The 18,324-nt window shown below is 58.2% G+C and carries 22 protein-coding genes; 12 read left to right on the forward strand and 10 right to left on the reverse strand.

Annotated features, from left to right (window positions below):
- Positions 1-2 precede the first annotated feature (2 nt).
- From AC2FFE_RS07900 to argS, 6 genes are all read right to left on the reverse strand, one after another.
- Complete coding sequence (locus AC2FFE_RS07900) at positions 3-230, reverse strand: hypothetical protein (RefSeq protein WP_496817497.1); 228 nt, start codon at positions 228-230, stop codon at positions 3-5.
- 64 nt (positions 231-294) lie between these two features.
- Positions 295-951, reverse strand: coding sequence for an SMC-Scp complex subunit ScpB (scpB, locus tag AC2FFE_RS07905; protein WP_496817496.1), 657 nt, complete (start codon positions 949-951; stop codon positions 295-297).
- Complete coding sequence (locus AC2FFE_RS07910; RefSeq protein ID WP_496817495.1) at positions 944-1,738, reverse strand: segregation and condensation protein A; 795 nt, start codon at positions 1,736-1,738, stop codon at positions 944-946. The genes scpB and AC2FFE_RS07910 overlap by 8 nt, the downstream gene beginning before the upstream one ends.
- Entirely contained in the window at positions 1,728-2,735 is a 1,008-nt protein-coding gene (gene nagZ / locus AC2FFE_RS07915; protein WP_496846354.1) for a beta-N-acetylhexosaminidase, read from the reverse strand. The genes AC2FFE_RS07910 and nagZ overlap by 11 nt, the downstream gene beginning before the upstream one ends.
- A complete protein-coding gene (locus tag AC2FFE_RS07920; RefSeq protein WP_496817493.1) occupies positions 2,732-3,763 on the reverse strand; it encodes an SPOR domain-containing protein in 1,032 nt (343 codons plus the stop codon). Before AC2FFE_RS07920 ends, nagZ begins: the two co-directional genes overlap by 4 nt.
- Before the next feature lie 86 nt (positions 3,764-3,849).
- Positions 3,850-5,595 (reverse strand): arginine--tRNA ligase, encoded by a 1,746-nt coding sequence (argS, locus tag AC2FFE_RS07925; RefSeq protein ID WP_496817492.1) that lies wholly within the window; start codon positions 5,593-5,595, stop codon positions 3,850-3,852.
- Positions 5,596-5,728: 133 nt separating this feature from the next.
- Between argS and AC2FFE_RS07930 the strand changes: the two genes are divergently transcribed.
- Positions 5,729-6,280 carry a putative pterin-binding protein gene (locus AC2FFE_RS07930; RefSeq protein ID WP_496817491.1) on the forward strand — a complete coding sequence of 184 codons (552 nt, stop codon included), beginning with the start codon at positions 5,729-5,731 and terminating at the stop codon, positions 6,278-6,280.
- Here the strand turns inward: AC2FFE_RS07930 and AC2FFE_RS07935 are convergent, their stop codons facing one another.
- Positions 6,281-7,423, reverse strand: coding sequence for a deoxyguanosinetriphosphate triphosphohydrolase (locus AC2FFE_RS07935; protein WP_496846355.1), 1,143 nt, complete (start codon positions 7,421-7,423; stop codon positions 6,281-6,283).
- Between the two features lie 76 nt (positions 7,424-7,499).
- On the opposite strand from AC2FFE_RS07935, the gene AC2FFE_RS07940 reads away from it, so the two are divergent.
- Together AC2FFE_RS07940 and xth are read left to right on the forward strand one after the other, a co-directional pair.
- The gene (locus tag AC2FFE_RS07940; RefSeq protein ID WP_496817489.1) at positions 7,500-7,823 is read left to right on the forward strand and encodes a HesB/IscA family protein; all 324 of its coding nucleotides are present in this window, start codon (positions 7,500-7,502) and stop codon (positions 7,821-7,823) included.
- 200 nt (positions 7,824-8,023) lie between these two features.
- The gene (gene xth, locus AC2FFE_RS07945; protein ID WP_496846356.1) at positions 8,024-8,803 is read left to right on the forward strand and encodes an exodeoxyribonuclease III; all 780 of its coding nucleotides are present in this window, start codon (positions 8,024-8,026) and stop codon (positions 8,801-8,803) included.
- A 4-nt stretch (positions 8,804-8,807) separates the two neighbouring features.
- Here xth and AC2FFE_RS07950 read toward each other — a convergent pair whose 3' ends face one another.
- Both AC2FFE_RS07950 and dksA read right to left on the reverse strand, forming a co-directional pair.
- Positions 8,808-9,959: an FAD-dependent monooxygenase gene (locus tag AC2FFE_RS07950; protein WP_496846357.1), complete on the reverse strand. Its 1,152-nt coding sequence runs from the start codon at positions 9,957-9,959 to the stop codon at positions 8,808-8,810.
- A 70-nt stretch (positions 9,960-10,029) separates the two neighbouring features.
- Positions 10,030-10,452, reverse strand: coding sequence for an RNA polymerase-binding protein DksA (dksA, locus tag AC2FFE_RS07955; RefSeq protein WP_170450050.1), 423 nt, complete (start codon positions 10,450-10,452; stop codon positions 10,030-10,032).
- A gap of 378 nt (positions 10,453-10,830) precedes the next feature.
- On the opposite strand from dksA, the gene AC2FFE_RS07960 reads away from it, so the two are divergent.
- The 6 genes from AC2FFE_RS07960 to AC2FFE_RS07985 all read left to right on the forward strand — a co-directional run bounded on the left by AC2FFE_RS07960 (position 10,831) and on the right by AC2FFE_RS07985 (position 15,565).
- Positions 10,831-11,676: an AAA family ATPase gene (locus AC2FFE_RS07960; protein ID WP_496817486.1), complete on the forward strand. Its 846-nt coding sequence runs from the start codon at positions 10,831-10,833 to the stop codon at positions 11,674-11,676.
- A 158-nt stretch (positions 11,677-11,834) separates the two neighbouring features.
- A complete protein-coding gene (locus AC2FFE_RS07965; protein WP_496817727.1) occupies positions 11,835-12,224 on the forward strand; it encodes a GNAT family N-acetyltransferase in 390 nt (129 codons plus the stop codon).
- Positions 12,224-13,588, forward strand: a complete 1,365-nt coding sequence (locus AC2FFE_RS07970; RefSeq protein WP_496846470.1) for a DUF2927 domain-containing protein — start codon at positions 12,224-12,226, stop codon at positions 13,586-13,588. Before AC2FFE_RS07965 ends, AC2FFE_RS07970 begins: the two co-directional genes overlap by 1 nt.
- 7 nt (positions 13,589-13,595) lie before the next feature.
- On the forward strand, positions 13,596-13,766 hold the full coding sequence (locus AC2FFE_RS07975; RefSeq protein WP_353006691.1) for a hypothetical protein: 171 nt from the start codon (positions 13,596-13,598) through the stop codon (positions 13,764-13,766).
- Positions 13,767-13,769: 3 nt separating this feature from the next.
- Positions 13,770-14,954: a vWA domain-containing protein gene (locus AC2FFE_RS07980; protein ID WP_496846358.1), complete on the forward strand. Its 1,185-nt coding sequence runs from the start codon at positions 13,770-13,772 to the stop codon at positions 14,952-14,954.
- Between the two features lie 155 nt (positions 14,955-15,109).
- Complete coding sequence (locus tag AC2FFE_RS07985; RefSeq protein ID WP_496817484.1) at positions 15,110-15,565, forward strand: dihydrofolate reductase family protein; 456 nt, start codon at positions 15,110-15,112, stop codon at positions 15,563-15,565.
- Between the two features lie 269 nt (positions 15,566-15,834).
- Here the strand turns inward: AC2FFE_RS07985 and AC2FFE_RS07990 are convergent, their stop codons facing one another.
- Positions 15,835-16,275 (reverse strand): MarR family winged helix-turn-helix transcriptional regulator, encoded by a 441-nt coding sequence (locus AC2FFE_RS07990; RefSeq protein ID WP_496817483.1) that lies wholly within the window; start codon positions 16,273-16,275, stop codon positions 15,835-15,837.
- A 73-nt stretch (positions 16,276-16,348) separates the two neighbouring features.
- Here AC2FFE_RS07990 and AC2FFE_RS07995 point away from each other — a divergent pair, with 73 nt between their 5' ends.
- From AC2FFE_RS07995 to AC2FFE_RS08005, 3 genes are all read left to right on the forward strand, one after another.
- Positions 16,349-16,957 carry a methyltransferase domain-containing protein gene (locus AC2FFE_RS07995; RefSeq protein ID WP_496846471.1) on the forward strand — a complete coding sequence of 203 codons (609 nt, stop codon included), beginning with the start codon at positions 16,349-16,351 and terminating at the stop codon, positions 16,955-16,957.
- A 15-nt stretch (positions 16,958-16,972) separates the two neighbouring features.
- Positions 16,973-17,476 (forward strand): DOMON domain-containing protein, encoded by a 504-nt coding sequence (locus AC2FFE_RS08000; RefSeq protein ID WP_496817481.1) that lies wholly within the window; start codon positions 16,973-16,975, stop codon positions 17,474-17,476.
- Between the two features lie 118 nt (positions 17,477-17,594).
- The gene (locus AC2FFE_RS08005) at positions 17,595-18,290 is read left to right on the forward strand and encodes a M48 family metallopeptidase (RefSeq protein ID WP_496846359.1); all 696 of its coding nucleotides are present in this window, start codon (positions 17,595-17,597) and stop codon (positions 18,288-18,290) included.
- Positions 18,291-18,324 lie beyond the last annotated feature (34 nt).

Genomic DNA, 18,324 nt, shown 5'->3' on the forward strand with positions numbered 1-18,324 from the left:
CTTCAGAATTTCATGAACCGCCGCATCTGGCGCGTTACCCGATGCGCCTGCCTTAGGTTCTTCGCGTGACGCGGCGTACTGGCACTCTTTGGCGCACCTGTATTCGTGGGCGCCTGATCCGAATTCCCGCCACGACGACTTGCCAAGTCAATGCCCTTGTCGATCCCTTTGTTCACTAGGCGGCGCATGACCTGTCGCACGATCATGTCGATGATCCGATTGGCGTTCATTGCTCAACTCCGTTTCTTCTGCCTCAAGATAGCGTTCATCTGCGGCAACAAAAGGGCCGCCTGATCACTCTTCCTCGAACAGCTCGGTCTGATCCTCGTCCTCTGCCTCGTCCTGCCCCTCGCCCAGCGGCATGGCACCCGGCGGTGGGCGGTTTTCAAGCAGCCCGGCAGCGCGCAATTCCTTGAGCCCCGGCAGATCACGGGCGTTTTCGAGACCGAAATGATCCAGAAACTCTGGCGTCACCACAAAGGTCACCGGACGACCTGGTGTCATACGGCGACGGCCCAGTCGAATCCACTCCATTTCCAGCAGCTGGTCAATCGTCCCGCGCGACACGGAAACCCCCCGGATTTCCTCGATCTCGGCCCGGGTGCAGGGCTGGTGATAGGCCACGATGGCCAACGTCTCGATCGCTGCGCGGCTCAGCTTGCGGGTCTCAACTGTCTCTTTCTGCATCAGAAACCCAAGGTCGGGGGCCGTACGGATCGCCCAGGCCTCACCCACCTTGACCACGCGCACGCCGCGCCCTTCATAGCGTTTCTGAAGCAGTTCGACCGCTTGCGCTGCCGAACTGCCATGGGGCATCCGGGCCTCAAGATCGGCAATCGTCACCGGCTCGGCACTGGCGAACAAAACCGCTTCGACCATGCGTTCCTGTTCGGCCAGCGGAGGGGCCTCGAACAGAGTGCCGGTGCCGTCATCTTCGGGGGCGTCAGTCACGTGTTTCGGTCCTCTTGCGCAATTGGATCGGAGCAAAGGTCTCGCTTTGCTTGATCTCCATATGTCCTTCTTTCACCAGTTCCAGCGAGGCCGCAAAGGTTGCCGCCGTGGCCGAGCGTCTGCGAACTGGATCAGCCTCCCACCCGTCCGGCAGGTAGGTCTCCATATCGGTCCAGGCCCCTGCAAACCCGATCAGCGGGCGCATACGTTCCAGCGCCTGCTCCATGGTAAACACCGCATCGCGGTCCATCACAAAGGGCCGGAACTCATCCCGTGTACGGATACGGGCATAGCCTTGCATCAGGTCCAGCAGCGTGGCGGAATAGGTCACCGTGCGGATGCGGGTGACATCCTCGCCCTGCCCGCGCCTGAAGAAATCGCGCCCCAACTGATCGCGCGCCATCAGACGCGCGGCGGCATCTCGCATGGCCTGCAAGCGTTCCAACTGAAACGCCAGATGCGCGGCCAGTTCTTCGCCCGACGGACCTTCGTCGTCCGGGTCTGGCGGCAGCAACAGGCGGGATTTCAGGAAGGCCAGCCATGCGGCCATGACCAGATAATCCGCCGCCAGTTCGATCCGCAGCGCGCGGGCCTTTTCAACAAAGGCCAAATATTGCTGCGCCAGTGCCAGAACCGAGATTTTTCGCAGGTCCACCTTCTGGGTGCGCGACAGGGTCAGCAGCACATCCAACGGGCCTTCGAACCCGTCAACATCAACGATCAATGCCTCGGCGGCCAGTCGATCGGCGACCGAGACCGGGTCTTCGCTGAAAAGGTTATCGTTCATATACCTGCCCGCCCATTAGGGCAGATAGTTCCGCTTCGGTGGCCTCGATGTCAAGTTCCTGCGGGGGTTTGCGCATCGCCAATGCCCGTTCGGCGCGGGCCTGAGCAGCATCGGTCATCTGACTGGCGGCCTTAAGCACCTCGGCGCGTTCCGCCAAGCTGGCATTGCAGTGCAGAACCACGTCGCACCCGGCCTCGATCGCCCGACGCGAAAGCTCGGCCGCCGAACCGCTCAGCGCCTTCATCGAGATATCATCGGTCATGACCAGACCGTCAAAACCAATCACGTCTCGGATCACCGTCATCATTTCGGTCGAGATAGTCGCCGGGAGCGGGTCAATCTGCCCGAACACCAGATGCGCCGTCATGCCCATCGGCAGATCGTTCAACGCGCGAAATGGTGCGAAATCAGTATCCTGTAACGCCTCCAAAGGCAGATCGACCAGAGGCAATTCAAAATGAGTGTCCAGCGTCGCCCGTCCGTGACCTGGCATATGTTTGACCACAGGCAGAACACCGCCATCCAGATGGGCCTGCGCCACGGCACGCCCGATCTTGGCGATGGTGCCCGCGTCTTCACCGTAACACCGGTTGCGCAGAAACGCATGGGTCTCAGCCCGCGCCAAGTCCAAAGTGGGTGCGCAGTTGCTATCGATCCCGAGCTCGAACAACTCATGCGCAATCAGGCGATAGCGCAAATACATGGCCCGTTCGGCCTGTTCTCCGGCCCGCTCGGCATGATCCAGCGGCGGCATCCATTCCCGCGCCAGAGGTGTGCGCAGGCGCTGCACACGCCCGCCTTCCTGATCGATGGTGATCGGACAATTGCGCCCAACCGCCTCGCGGAAATCATCGCATAGGGCCCGGACCTGATCGGCGCTGTCAACATTGCGAGCGAACAGGATGAACCCAAACGGGTTCATCTCACGGAACAGGGCCCGTTCATCGTCGGTTAGCCGCAGCCCCTCAGCATCGGTGATCGCAGCGCCAAATGTCACCGGACGGCGACCGGGATACAGTCAGCACCTTGAGCAACGAGCGCGGCACAGAACTGACGAGAGTCGCTCAGATCCTCGAACCCCAGCACGCGCAGCCGATAGAAGGTGCGTCCTCCGCTTGAAGTTTTCTGGATAACACGCTGTTTTCCATCCATATACTCACCGAATTGGCCGCTCAGGCGCACCCATTCGGCCTTTGCCACATCCGGGCTTTCAAACGCGCCCAGCTGGGCCAACCGGGTTCCTTTGCTGAGTGTATCGGGGTCGATATCCAATCCAACAGCCGCCTTCACTGCCGCATTGATCGACGCCTCGGAGGTATCGACAGCAGGCGCACGACGCGCCGGGCGCGTATGCGGACGCAGTGACCGGCGCACGCCGGGCAGTTCCGCAATCGCCGGGTCCGGCAGTGCGGCTGCCAGATCAGCCGGGTCGATGGCGGGTTCTTCCTCAGGCGCGGCAAGGGATGCAAGCTGCACACCTGGCGCGGCCTCTTGATCGGTACGGGCCGCCTCGCCCGCCAGTTCGGCCACCAAAGCATCAACCGCGTTTTGCCGCAGCGCCGCAGCCTCTTGGTTCGAGATCGGTTCTTCCACCACATGCAATGCCGGAGTGGGCTTCAGTTCGCCTGCCGGCAGGTCTTCGTCAGTCAACGAGACCGGACGCGGCGCAAGGATCAGACGATCCGCAGGGGCCGCAGCAGTGCCTTCGGCAGCCACGGCGTTCACTGCAAGCCCTTGATGATCTGCAGGTTGACCGCCGGGATTTTCAGGTTGGATGCGCATCGGACCTTCGGCGGCACGCACGACCGGCACGCCGCTGACATCACGCATCACCAGCTTATAGCTCCAGACACCAACACCGGCGACCAGGGCTAATGAGGCCACCGCCCCCAGCACATTCACCATCCGCACCAGCCCAAACGCACCACGCGGTTCATCCTCGGGATACATATCCTGAGCCTGTGATTGATTCGGGTAATGCATATGCTCGGGGTCGTGATGCCCCGAGTAATCGTAACTCGCCATGTTGCCTCACCGCCCGATTGCGCCTGAAATCAAAGCGCGCGGGTCATTTCTTGTCTGCCTCAGACCGGCGGTTCGGGCGGTATTGGTTACCGCATCTCCTGCGCCGGAGTAACGCCAAGAATACCCAAGCCTGCTGAAATCACAACCGAAACGGCACGGGCCAATGCGATTTTCGACTGGCTTGTGGCAACATCGCCATCCTGGATGAACCGCAGTTGGGTTTCTTCGTTGCCCTTGTTCCACAGAGCGTGAAAATCCCCGGCCAATTCATATAGATAGAAGGCAACCCGGTGCGGTTCGTTGGTGCGGGCCGCGATCTCAACCAAGCGTGGCCATTCGGCCAGTTTCTTGGCCACAGCCAGCTCTGAGGTATGATCGATCTTGCCCAGATCGGCGCCGACAAGGGTTGCGTCATCGGCGGCAATCTCAGCCTCGGCGGCGCGGCGCAGCACGCTCATGACGCGGGCATGGGCGTATTGCACGTAGAACACCGGGTTCTCACGGCTCTGTTCCAGCACCTTGTCGAAATCGAAATCCAAGGGCGCGTCGTTCTTACGTGTCAGCATCACGAAACGGGTCACATCCGGGCCAACCTGATCGACCACATCGCGCAAAGTGACGAAGTTCCCGGCCCGCTTGGACATCTTGAACGGCTCGCCATTTTTCCACAGCTTCACCAGCTGGGTCAGCTTGATATCCAGCGGCACCTTGCCGTCGGACAGCGCCGAAACAGCTGCCTTCATCCGTTTGACATAGCCACCATGATCCGCGCCAAACACGTCGATCAGCGCGTCAAAGCCACGGCTGACCTTGTCATAGTGATAAGCGATATCCGGGGCGAAATAGGTCCAGGCACCGTCCGATTTTTTAACCGGGCGGTCGACATCATCACCATGCTCGGTCGATTTGAATAGGGTCTGCTCACGCGGTTCCCAATCCTCGGGCTTCTTGCCTTTGGGTGGCTCCAACACGCCCTCATAGATCAGGCCTTTGTCGGTCAGCGACTGCAGCGCAGCCTCGATCCGGCCCGTGCCATAGAGCGATTTTTCCGAGAAGAACACATCCATCTCAACGCCCAGCGCCTTCAGATCGGCGCGGATCAGGTCCATCATCGCGTCGGTCGAGAATTCACGCAGCTGTTCCAGCCACTCGCTTTCCGGCTTGTCGATCAGGCTGTCGCCGTATTTCTCTTTCAGCGCCTCACCGATCGGGATCAGGTAGTCGCCGGGATAGAGACCTTCGGCAATCTCGGGGCTCATACCATTGGCTTCGCGGTAGCGTTCATAGGCAGAACGGGCCAGCACATCTACCTGCGCGCCACCATCGTTGATGTAGTATTCGCGCGTCACATCATGGCCGGAATAGGCCAGCAAGCTCGCCAAGGCATCCCCGAACACCGCGCCCCGCGTATGACCCACATGCAGTGGACCAGTTGGGTTGGCCGAGACATATTCCACGTTGACCTTCTGCCCCTGCCCCATGTTCGAACGGCCATAATCAGGGCCCTGCTCCAACACGTTCGCCAGAACGCCCTGCCACACGGTCGGTGCCAGCCGGAGGTTCAAGAAGCCAGGACCAGCCACTTCGGCACTGGTGATCCGCGCATCCGCCGCCAGCTTCCCGGCCAGCACATCCGCGATATCGCGTGGCTTCATCTTCGCCGGTTTCGCCAACACCATCGCCGCATTGGTGGCCATGTCCCCGTGCGCTGCATCGCGCGGAGGTTCGACCGCCACGTTGTCAAAGCTCAGCCCCTCGGGCAGCGCGCCTTCGGACTGCATCTGCGCCAGCGCGTCCAGTACCAGGCCGCGGATCTCGGAAAACAGGTTCATTTCGGATGTCCTTTTGCTTGCCCGGCGGTTTACCACGCAAGGCGTGAAGGTCAATGGACCGCTCAAGTTTGCGCTTGGCTTCGAACCAGAGCCCGCTAATCTCGGCAGGGCCAGTCCAACCGGAGACTACCTTATGCGCCTTGCCCTGCCCCTTGCCCTGCTGCTGACAACCTCGCTGCCCGCACTGGCTGAGATGCCCGCCCCCACAGGTCACGTATTGCTGACGCTTGGTGGCGCGGTGACCGAAACCAATCTGCCACCTCGTGGCGAGAATGAAGGCGGTCTACTCGGCTTTCTCGATGTTCAGCACGACGGCGCTGCCGGGTTCGACGCAGTGACACTGGACAGCATGAAGCAGGTCGAGATCACTATCCCCTATGGCCCCGAAGGCAATCAGAGAGAGATCGCTTTTTCCGGACCTCTTTTGGCGGATGTCATGACATTAGCAGGCGCCGTCGGCAAGACCGCAAAACCCATGGCTATGGACGGCTATCAGGCAGAGATTCCGTGGGACAGCATCACCACACATCAACCCATCTTGGCCACTCATGCTGACGGGTCCCCAATGGGGATCGGCGGCTATGGCCCGACAATGATCGTGTTCCCTCCGACAGATGATGAAGATCTCGCGCAAGAACAAGCCGGGCAACAGGTCTGGGCGCTGGCTTACATCGAAGTTGAATAATCAACGCCCGGTCAGCCGGGCGTGATCTTGCAGCGCGAACCGATCCGTCATCCCGGCGATGTAATCTGAAACGATCCGGGCCAGAGCCGTTTCATCCGGCGCGGCCTCGATATCCCCGTGCCAGCGCAAAGGCATCTGCTTGGGATCGTTGAGATAAATGGGGAACAGATCCTCCACGACCGCGCTAACCTCGGCCCGAACCTGCATCACGCTGGGGGCGCGGTACATGCGCGCAAACAGAAAGGCGCGGATCTCTTTCAGTTGCGCCCAGAGCGCAGTCGAGAACTGGACTACAGGATGGCCAAGATGGCGGATATCTTCAACCGTTTGTGCCTCGGATTTGGCGATCAGGTCCCGCGAGGTGTCGATCACATCCGAGACCATCACCCCAAACACCCGCCGCAATGCCTCGTGCCTGCGGCGATACGAATCCAGGCCGGGATATCTGCGATCCACCTCAGCATAGCAATCCCCCACGATGGGCAGTTGCTGAATGTCCTCATCCGTGAACAGATCAGCTCGTAAGCCATCCAGAAGATCATGATTGTTATAGGCGATGTCGTCTGACAGCGCGGCGACCTGTGCTTCGGCACTGGCATGAGTGTGCAGTTCCAGATCGAAACCGGCATTGCATTCTGCCAAGGCCCAGGGCAGCTCTCCAACAACCGGCCCGTTATGTTTGGCAATGCCTTCCAGACATTCCCAAGTCAGATTACAGCCATCAAATTCAGCATAGTGCCGCTCCAGCCGTGTGACGATCCGAATGGCCTGCGCGTTGTGGTCAAAACCGCCATAAGGCTGCATCAACGCATGCAAAGCGTCTTCGCCGGTATGCCCAAACGGTGTATGGCCCAGGTCATGGGCCAGCGCCACCGCCTCGGTCAGCTCCGGGTTGAGGCCAAGCGCACCGGCAATCGTACGCGCCACCTGGGCGACTTCGATGGAATGCGTCAACCGGGTGCGATAGCTATCGCCTTCGTGTTCAACAAAGACCTGCGTCTTGTGTTTCAACCGCCGAAAGGCGCTGGCATGAATAATCCTGTCCCGATCCCGCTGAAAGCATGATCGGAAACTGCTTTCTTCCTCTGGCACAAGCCGCCCCTTGGCGCGGCCTGGATCCGAGGCAAAACCCGCTCTGTCCAAAGGTCTTGTCCTTGTCGCCTGTCCTTTGGTTGCATATATTGCAGCATGAGAAGGAAATAAACCTTTGGAGTCTGGCATGAATCTGCCCCCAACAGTGACTGAACGCGCCTTTGAACGTCTCGCCGAAATCGGCGCGGCAGATCAAGGGCAGGCTTTGCGCGTCGCAGTGGAAGGCGGCGGATGTTCCGGTTTTCAATACGAAATCGCGCTGGACCAGCCGAAAGAGGATGATCTGGTGCTGGAAGGCAAAGGGCAAAAAGTGATCGTGGATTTGATCTCGCTGCCGTTTCTGGAAAACGCCGTCATTGATTTCACTCAGGAACTGATTGGCGCGCGATTTGTGATCGAAAATCCAAACGCCACGTCTTCCTGCGGGTGTGGCACGTCGTTTTCAATGTAGTGTAGCAGTTGGGGCTCTGCCCCCGCTGCGGCAAGCCGCGACTCCCCCGGGATATTTGTGGCCAGATGAAGCAAAGGATCCTTCATTCATCTGGCTCTAAATATCCCGGAGCGCGAGGCAGAGCCTCGCAAGCCCGCCATACGTCTTGCCGTTGGGGCTGTTCTGCGCGATAGGTTGCCATGAGTTCTGGAGGATCGCGCATGAAAATCGCCACTTTCAACATCAATGGCATCAAAGCGCGCGCCGAGGCCCTGCCCCGCTGGCTGGATGATGCGCAACCCGATGTGGTCTTGCTACAGGAAATCAAATCGATCGACGAAAACTTCCCGCGCGAAATGTTTGAAGAACGCGGCTACAACGTCGAAACCCATGGTCAGAAGAGCTTTAACGGCGTTGCAATCCTGTCGAAGCTGCCCTTGGAGGATGTCTCGCGCGGCTTGCCCGGCGATGACGAGGACGAACAGGCGCGCTGGATCGAGGCCACCGTTGTCGGCAAGCAGGCGATCCGGATTTGTGGGCTCTACCTGCCGAATGGCAATCCGGCGCCCGGGCCAAAATACGACTATAAGTTGGCCTGGATGGAACGTCTCTATGCGCGAGCCAAAGAGCTTATGGCATGCGAGGAACCCGCATTGATGGCGGGCGACTACAATATCATCCCGCAAAACGAGGATGCCAAACGCCCCGAAGTTTGGCGCGAGGATGCGCTGTTCCGCCCCGAAAGCCGCGCGGCGTTTCGCAAAATCCTGAACTTCGGGTTTACAGAAGCCTTTCGCGCTCGCACGCAAGGCCCCGGACATTATTCGTTTTGGGACTACCAGGCCGGTGCTTGGAACCGAAATGACGGCATCCGGATTGATCATTTCCTGCTGACCCCGCAAGCCGCTGATCTGATGCGGGATTGCCAGATCGATGCCGATGTGCGCGGGCAGGAAAAACCATCAGATCATGTTCCAGTCTGGGTAGACTTGGATATCTGATAGGCTAGGCCGTCACGTCGTGACTGTAGATCCATTCATATCGACGTGACAGATGCGGGCCGATCACCGAAAGCGCAAGCTGTGTCGCGAGCCTTTTGGGGCCTTGCAGATGAAAATTGCGGGCATTTGCGGCAGCGGCGGCAACAACGCGCTTTGCGCGCGGAAGACGCGCTGCCTCGTAAGCAGCCAAGCCGCTGCTCATATCCGAATGATCGTCAAAACACCGGGCCAGAACCCATGCGTCTTCAAGCGCCAGGCAGGCCCCTTGAGCCATAAAGGGCAGTGTTGGATGCGCCGCATCACCTAACAGAGCCATGCGACCGTCGTGCCATGTGCGCGCAACGGGTCGCAGGAAAAGCGCCCAAAGATGTGCCTGTTTCACTTCGGCCAATATGTCGCGCACCGGGCCTCCGAAATCCGCAAAGCGGGCGCGCAGGTCATCCGGGTCACCTTGCCTGCGCCAACCTTCTTCTTGCCAATCCGACCGTTCCTCGATGGCCACGATATTCATCAGGCTTTGGTCACGCAGCGGATAGCTCACCACATGGCGGCCTGACCCCATGGTGAGCATGGCGCGCGGCTCGGCCTCAGCCCGCTGCCATGGGATCGTCGCCCGCCAGGCGATCTGGTGGGTGAATTCGGGTGTCTCGAACCCGTTCAAGCTGGGCCGGAGGGTACTGCGTCCGCCATCGGAGGAGATGACGCAATCAGCGCGCAGATGCGCGCCGCTTTCACATACAAGTTCGACCTCGGTCGGATGGCCACGCAGCCCGGCAACGCGCGCTCCTAAACGGATATCTACCCCCGCGGTTTTGGCCGCCTCATGTAACAAATCCAAAAGGTCGGCACGGTGGTAGTAGTAGGTGGGCCCGGCCTTGGGGCCCGGCAAGCGACTGATGACGCGACCGTTGCGATAGTCTCGCAACACGGTTCCAAAAGACCTCTGCCCCAAAGCCGGAATATCAGATACGACGCCCAATGCACGCAGAACGCACATCCCGTTTGGGCTGATCTGCAAACCCGCGCCTATCTCGGTGAGGGCGGCTGCCTGCTCGAATACGGTCACCTGCGCCCCGCGCTGCTGCAAGGCAAGCGCGGCGGCCAGACCACCTATGCCACCGCCCACAACACAGAATTTCAACCCGCCGAGTTTCATCCCTTGGGCTTAACGCAAAAACGCCGAGGCGACAGGCCCCGGCGTTCCGATTTTTTGCGAATTTCAGCGATCAATCGTCGCGGTGAACTTTTTCACGGCGCTCGTGCCGCTCTTGCGCTTCCAACGTCATGGTTGCGATCGGTCGCGCGTCCAGACGTTTCAACGAGATCGGATCACCGGTCTTTTCGCAATACCCATACTCACCTTCGTCGATGCGGCGCAGGGCCGAGTCGATCTTGGCAACCAGCTTGCGCTGACGATCCCGCGTGCGCAGTTCCAGCGCGCGGTCGGTCTCTTCGCTTGCGCGATCAGCGACATCGGGAATGTTTCTGGTATTGTCCTGCAGCCCTTCGATCGTGTCGCGGCTGCCTGCAAGTAACTCTGTCTTCCAATCCAGCAGCTTGCGTCGAAAATACTCAAGCTGGCGATCATTCATGAAAGGCTCATCTTCGGCCGGGCGGTAATCATCCGGCAGAAAAACTTCCTGCTTCATATCTGCTCCCTCGGTATGGCCAGAAACGTCGGTTGCGGTTGTATCACCTGACATTTGGCACCCCCTTCTGCGCAGCGTTTATCCGACAGGCACGAGATTGTCACTACACAAACTTAGGATCAGGCTGCCCTCTGGCTGACTGGTCTAAATATGAGACTTAGAACATAAAAACCGAGTTTTTCGGTGAAATTCTGCGGGTGATTTTGTGGCAGGTTGCAATCAACGGTTCGCAGGAAACACCGCGAATCGCAGTAGATGACGGTGTTGGCACGGCAGATTTCGGCTGTGTCGACGCAGCGACCCGGGTTGTCAAAATCTCTGACCCTCTGTAACCCGGATCGCACCACGCGCAGGCGCGCGCAAGAGCATGAGGGGCCCATGACTGCACGTTTCCAAGGCACAGCCGAATATGTCGCCACTGACGACCTGACCATCGCCGTAAACGCGGCAGTGACACTGGAGCGCCCCTTGCTGGTCAAAGGCGAGCCAGGCACAGGCAAAACCGAGCTGGCCAAACAGGTGGCAGGTGCTTTGGGCCTGACCATGATCGAGTGGAATGTGAAATCCACCACCCGCGCGCAGCAGGGTCTGTACGAATATGACGCCGTCAGCCGACTGCGGGACAGCCAATTGGGCGATGTACGGGTACATGATGTGTCAAACTACATCCGCAAAGGTAAGCTGTGGCAGGCCTTTGACGCCGACGAAAAAGTCGTGCTGCTGATCGATGAGATTGACAAGGCCGATATCGAGTTTCCCAACGACCTGCTGCAAGAGCTCGATAAAATGGAGTTCCACGTCTACGAAACCGGTGAAACGGTCCGGGCAAAGCAGCGCCCGATCGTCATCATCACCTCGAACAACGAAAAAGAACTGCCCGACGCCTTCCTGCGCCGATGCTTCTTTCACTATATCCGCTTCCCGGATGAGGCGACGATGCGTCGGATTGTCGAGGTTCACCATCCCGGGATCAAGGATGCCTTGCTGACCACCGCCCTGACCCAATTCTACGAAATCCGTGAGACTCAAGGCTTAAAAAAGAAACCTTCAACCTCTGAGGTGTTGGATTGGCTGAAATTGCTATTGGCAGAGGATCTGACACCAGAGGATCTGAAGCGCGACGGGGCAAATGCGCTGCCCAAGCTTCATGGGGCGTTGCTAAAGAACGAGCAGGACGTCCATCTGTTCGAACGGCTGGCCTTTATGGCGCGCAGCAAAGGTTAGCCTGCCGTTGAATAGGTCGTGAACGCGGCTTGCCTTGGGGCGGGCCGGATGTCAGCATCGGGCAATCGGGGCGCAGTTTATCAACAGGGACGTATCGCTTGGCCAACGTACCAGAAATTCGCCCCTTGCGGGCCGCGGACAGGGATCAATGGGCCGAGATGTGGCGGGCCTATCTGGCCTTCTATGAAACCACCCTACCCGATGAGATTTATGAATCAACGTTTGCACGGTTGCTTGGGGACGATCCGCAGGATTTTTCCTGCTTCGTTGCCGAACAGAACGGCGCGTTGGTTGGGCTGACACACTACCTGTTTCACCGCCACGCATGGAAAGTTGAAAGGGTCTGTTACCTGCAAGACCTGTATGCCCGCCCCGAGGCGCGCGGGACCGGTGTAGGGCGTGCTTTGATCCAGGCGGTGTATGACGAGGCCGATCGCCAGGGCGCGCCAACGGTCTATTGGCTGACACAGGATCATAACAAGACGGCACGCCAGCTTTATGACCGAATCGGCACGCTGACGCCCTTTATCAAGTACAACCGCTCATGATGCGATGGGGCGCCCTTGCTGCGGTATGTCTGCTTTCGGCCTGCGCATCGGTCGAGCGGATTGAATTGCCGGGCAATGTGACAACCATTGAACAGGCCCTGCCCCCGGCCAACAGTTTTACGGCGTCTCGGCCCACCCCTCCGGCCAGGTCCAACACCAACATAGCGGCTGATTTCCTCGATCTGCATTTTGCCTTGGAAAGTGGCACACAGCTGCCCGTGTTCACCCGGTTTGAAACCCCGGTCACGGTGCGGCTGACCGGTAAGCCCACCCCCAGCATGCAAAGCGATCTCGCCCGATTGCTGACCCGACTGCAGAGAGAGGCCCGGATCAATATCCGGCAGATTTCTGAAGGTCAGGCCAATATCACCATTGAGGCCGTCAGCCAGCGCGACATTCATCGTATCCTGCCGAATGCTGCGTGCTTTGTGGTGCCCAACTCCTCCAGCCTGGAAGAATACCGCCGGGATCGTCGCAAGGCCAAAAGCAGCTGGACCGAACTGCGACAGCGGGAACGCCTGGGCATCTTCATCCCCTATGATGTCAGCCCACAGGAAATGCGCGATTGCCTGCACGAGGAGTTGGCACAGGCGTTGGGGCCGCTGAACGACCTGTATCACCTACCCGATTCCGTGTTCAACGACGATAACATCCATACCGTCCTGACCGGCTTTGACATGCTGATCCTGCGGGCTGCCTATGCGCCGCAGTTGAAAACAGGCATGACGCGCGAACAGGTTGAGGCCGCCCTTCCCGCTGTGCTGAGCCGCCTGAACCCGCGTGGAGACCGGTTACCAGTTCAGCCCTTCACTAAAACACCGCGCGCATGGATCGACGCCATCAATAAAACGTTGGGTCCCGGCCCCGGATCACCCCGACAGTTCCGCTTTGCCCAGAAGTCCGCAGAGATCGGGCAGCAACAGGGCTGGACCGACCATCGCCGCGCCTATCCGCATTATCTGATGGGTCGCATGATCCAGTTCCGCGACCCTGCTACAGCACTGCAACAATATCAGATCGCCCTGCACTTCCTGAATGCCACACCAGGAACCGAGGTACATCGCGCCCATGTCACGGCACAAACCGCCTCTTTCGCGCTGGCTCAGGATCAAGGCCTCAACGTGTTGCCTGATCTGGACAAGGCTATAGATGTGATGACGCGGGCTGAAAACGCTTCGCTTCTGGCAACTCTCCTCTTGTTGAAATCCGAGGCGCTCATGCAGGCTGGGCAGGTACAACAGGCACGTGCCGTCAGGCTGGACAGTCTGGGGTGGGCGCGATACGGGTTTGGCGCAGATGTGGTGGTGAAATCCCTGGCGGAAAGCCGTGCGACCAGATCAGCCGGTAACAACATAGGCGGATGACAAATACATGCTGGTAGTCCTGGGAATGGCTGTTTTGGGTGCGATACTTGGCGCTTGGAATGCGCGCAAACGCAATGGGAACGGCGCCGACATAGCTCAGTACGCAGCTGTTTATGGCATTGCCTTTGCCTTGCTGGGACTTGTGATGTCGCTGATCCTGGTCCGACTGGTAATTTGACCAATGTTCCTGCCCTTTTATGAGAACCTCCGTAAAGCTGGTATCCCCGTTTCTCTGCGGGAGTATCTGACCTTTCTGGAAGGGATGAAAAAGGGTCTGGCCGCCTATGATGTCGAGGCGTTCTACTACCTCGCCCGAGTGTCGATGGTGAAGGATGAGCGCAATATCGACAAGTTCGACCGCGCCTTTGCCGCCAGTTTCGAAGGGCTGGGTGAGATCAGCTTTGATCAGGTTCTGGAGGCGGTGGACATACCCGCCGACTGGCTTGAGAAAATGGCCGAAAAGCACCTGTCGGCTGAAGAAAAGGCCGAGATCGAAGCACTTGGCGGGTTTGACAAGCTGATGGAGACGCTGCGCGAGCGTCTGAAGGAACAGCAGGGCCGCCATCAGGGGGGCAATAAGTGGATCGGCACCGCCGGAACCTCTCCTTTCGGGGCTTATGGCTACAATCCCGAAGGCGTGCGGATCGGCCAGAAGGAAAGTCGCCATCGGCGTGCGGTCAAGGTCTGGGACAAGCGCGAATTCAAGAACTTGGACGATACTGTTGAACTGGGAACGCGCAACATCAAGGTCGCCCTGAAACGCCTGCGCCGCTGGGCGCGCGAGGGCGCTGCCGAAGAGCTGGATCTGGACGGCACGATCCGCGCCACGGCGGAACATGGCTATCTGGACGTCAAGACCCGGCCCGAACGTCACAACGCGGTCAAGGTGCTGCTGTTTCTGGACGTCGGCGGCTCAATGGACCCGCATATCAAGGTGGTGGAGGAACTGTTTTCTGCCGCGCGGACCGAGTTCAAACATCTGGAATACTACTACTTTCACAATTGCCTCTATGAAGGCGTCTGGCGCGACAATCGCCGACGCTGGGATCAGCAGACCCCCACGCATGAGGTACTGCGGACCTACGGCCCCGACTACAAATGCATCTTCGTCGGCGACGCTTCGATGAGCCCTTACGAGATCGCCTATCCCGGCGGTGCCAACGAGCATTGGAACCAAGAGGCCGGTCAGGTCTGGTTACAACGCGCACGCGATCAATGGGCGTCAAACCTGTGGATCAACCCGGTGCCCGAGAAATACTGGGAATACACCCATTCCATCGGCATGATCCGAGAGATTTTCGAAGACCGCATGGTGCCGATGACACTGGCTGGGTTGGAACGGGGCATGCGAGAACTCACGCGTTAAACCCGCATGTCGGCTCTGAGCTCATAGTGCCGAGTTCAGCAAAATGTCCCAACGTCTGCTGTTGCTTTCTTTTTAGATCAGGCGGCGGGTTCGAGCAAGGCGGTTGGGCTGCTCCTTACTGGCAGGGTGTGATGGGTCAGGTTGAACGTCATGCCATGTCTGAACCATATGACATGCTGTTCGGTCGCAAGACCTATGACATTTTCGCAGGACACTGGCCGAACGCACCCAAATCCGCGCTTTCTGACCGGATCAATCCGGCGCGCAAATACGTCGTCACATCTGGCCGGACAACTCTGAGCTGGGAGAACTCGCACCCGGTTTCTGGTGATATTGCCTCCGAAATCCGCCGCCTGAAGGAAGAGAAGGCACCACTGTTGCAGGTGCATGGGAGCCATCAATTGATACAGGAGTTGCTGGCGCACCGATTGATTGATGAGTTCCGCCTTTGGGTTTTCCCAGTGGTTATCGGTGGCGGAAAACGGCTATTTGGGCAAGGCAGCACTTCAATGAAATTGGAACTCACCTCGTTTGAACCGAGCGGGAATGGCGTATCGATGCAGTTCTATCGTCCTGACAACAGCCGTTCAAACCTTGCGCAGAAACTGTAACGCTGGGCTCTAATCTGGCCAATGCTGAGGTAGCGATCCGCGACGCTTCCCACGCTGAGATCCCTCATCCGTCAGGCCCCTTCATTTTTCGCCAAAACGTCTGCGAACGCTGGCGTATTTCGAGTTTTCAGAATGATGGCATACCCTTCGTTGTCGGGAAGCAGGTATTCCGATGTTGAGCGGCGGATTCAACATGTGAACCATCGCCTCCGATGCCGCAATCCGCCTCAACGACCGCCGTCGGTGGCTTCGTGGACTGGACGGCGAACTCAGGCTTCCGAACCGATCTTCTTGAGAGTTTCCACCAGGCGTTCGAACTCTTCATCTCCAAGCCGTGCCCTGATCTCGGCCTCCACCTTTTTTTTGGCCTTTTGACTATCTCGCTGAGCGGACAACCCTTTTTCAGTAAAATGCACTACTTTGCCGCGACCATCATAAGGATCAGGCTCTCGCCGCAATATCCCGGACGCTTCCAAATCCAGAATGAGTTGCTGAACAGCTTGCTTGGTGAGGCCCATTCTCGCGACAATGTCTGATTGTCTTGTTCCCTTGAGCCCGACATATGGCACGACGCTGGAGCGGGCCTCGGCATACCAGTCATGACCCATCGCGACCATCTCCGCCGCAAACTTTTCCTTCCACGTCGCAGCAGCATCCCAAAGACGCCAGCCCACATGATCAATTCGAAAGTCGTCAATCTTCTTGACCATATATCCACTCCATAGTAGTCAATCTACTTGACGATACTGTTTTCAGACACGCCCAGCAAACGGACGAGATATGATGAGATCAGCCAACATCTATGATGATGTAGCAGACTCCTATGGGAAGGCCCATGCGCTTTGGCTTCGCTTCGCCGGAGGCGAAGCCCAATGTGCCTTTGAAGGGGCGGTCACGGCACTTTTGCGCCCAGGCATCCGGATGTTGGATGCCGCATGCGGCACAGGTACGGTAGCTCGCCGTCTGCTCAAAAGCTTGGACGGCAATTTTGATCTGGTGCTGTTAGACTCATCTCGAAAAATGCTCAGCTTTTGCGCCGATATTCCTGCACAGAGCGTGACCGGTTGCATGAAGGACATGCCATTTCCCGATACCAGCTTCGATTTACTTTCATGCGCATGGGGTATCGAAACGCTGGACGATCCTTATCCGGCGTTGTCAGAGTTTGTACGGGTCACGCGATCTGGTGGTCATATTTGTCTTGTCTTCTGCGCAGATCGCCCGCCTCGATCAATCGCCGATCGGGTTCTAAGAAATCGGATTATCCATTCAGGCCGGGGTTCTTTCTTGGTCCATAACCACGTGCGCGATCTGGCAAAGGCCGCAGGTGCACATCGTATTCAGTCTCTTCATTGCTCCGGGTCGGCAGCTGCAATGATTCTGCACGTTTAACTGAAGAGGTCCCTCATGAACCGAAGAAAATTTGTGATCGGCACAGGCTTGGCATCTTGGGCAATCGGTGCATCCGCTTCCCCTCGGCGAGAAACGATAAGCGTTGATGGTACAACATTCCAATACTGGCATGAAAGCGGGCGGCTATTCTCGACCTTCAGCGCACCAACAACCGGTTGGGTGGCCGTAGGATTTAATAACGAAGAACGTCTCAACGGAACACGCTTTGTCATTGGTGCACTGAGAGGGAGTTCACTTTATGCGGAAGAGCACATCGCCGTAGTGCCAAACCATCCGAAAGTTCAAGACTTAGGGCTTTCACCAGCAGTCCAAGATGTCAGCGGGTACGCCACTGAAAATATGACCACGATACAGTTTTCCTTACCACATTTGTTAGCTGACAGCGATAATCCCACGCTCTCATCGGGCACACGATCCTACGCAATGTTTGCATGGTCACATCATATAGATTTCGAACATCATTCAGCGTGGCGTCGCCATTTCTTGATTGAGCTTTGATCGATCAACGCGGACAAGCAATCATTCGAGCGCTGGGGCGAAAGCCCGCTTTGTTCCGCAAAACAAACTTTCTATTTTTTTGTTTGCCCTCGAAATCAAGTGCTCCCATATCTAACACATGCTTCGCTTAGCCCCGATCCTGCTGGCCATAGCCTATGGTCTTGTGATGTACCGGATTTCCATCTGGCGCACTCATCGTGAGTTGGATCAGAAGTCGACAGAGCTGGCCGATCCGGCGTTGAAGCGCATGACCGACCGGCTGGCCGCAGCCTTGGATATCGTGCGGGTTCCGGTTTACATCTATGAGATCGATCCGGTGAATGGTTTGGCCGCGCCCGATGGGCGCATTTTCATCACCCGCGGATTCTATCGCAAGTTTCGCAACGGAGAGGTTTCAGCCGAGGAAATGGCCAGTGTGATCGCGCATGAGTTAGGGCATGTGGCATTGGGGCATGCAAAGCGGCGGATGATAGATTTTTCCGGTCAGAACGCGATGCGGACGGCGCTGATCATGGTGTTGAACCGGTTCATTCCGTTTATTGGCGCGATGATTGCCAATGCGCTGACCTCGTTGCTGGCCTCGCGCTTGTCACGCCAGGATGAATATGAAGCGGATGAATACGCCGCCGCATTGCTGACCAAGGCCGGGATTGGGATCGGACCGCAGAAATCCTTGTTTCACAAGCTGGAAGATCTGACCCAGCAGAGGGCTGGGATGGTCCCCGCATGGTTGATGAGCCACCCGAAGACGGGTGAGCGGATTGCGGCGCTGGAGGCCCTTGAGCGGCGTTGGGGTGCAGGAAGCAAGGTTTAGGCAGCGAGGGGCCAGCCCCTCGCGCTCCCCGGGA

It is taken from the genome of Ruegeria sp. YTSA168 (assembly GCF_059610045.1).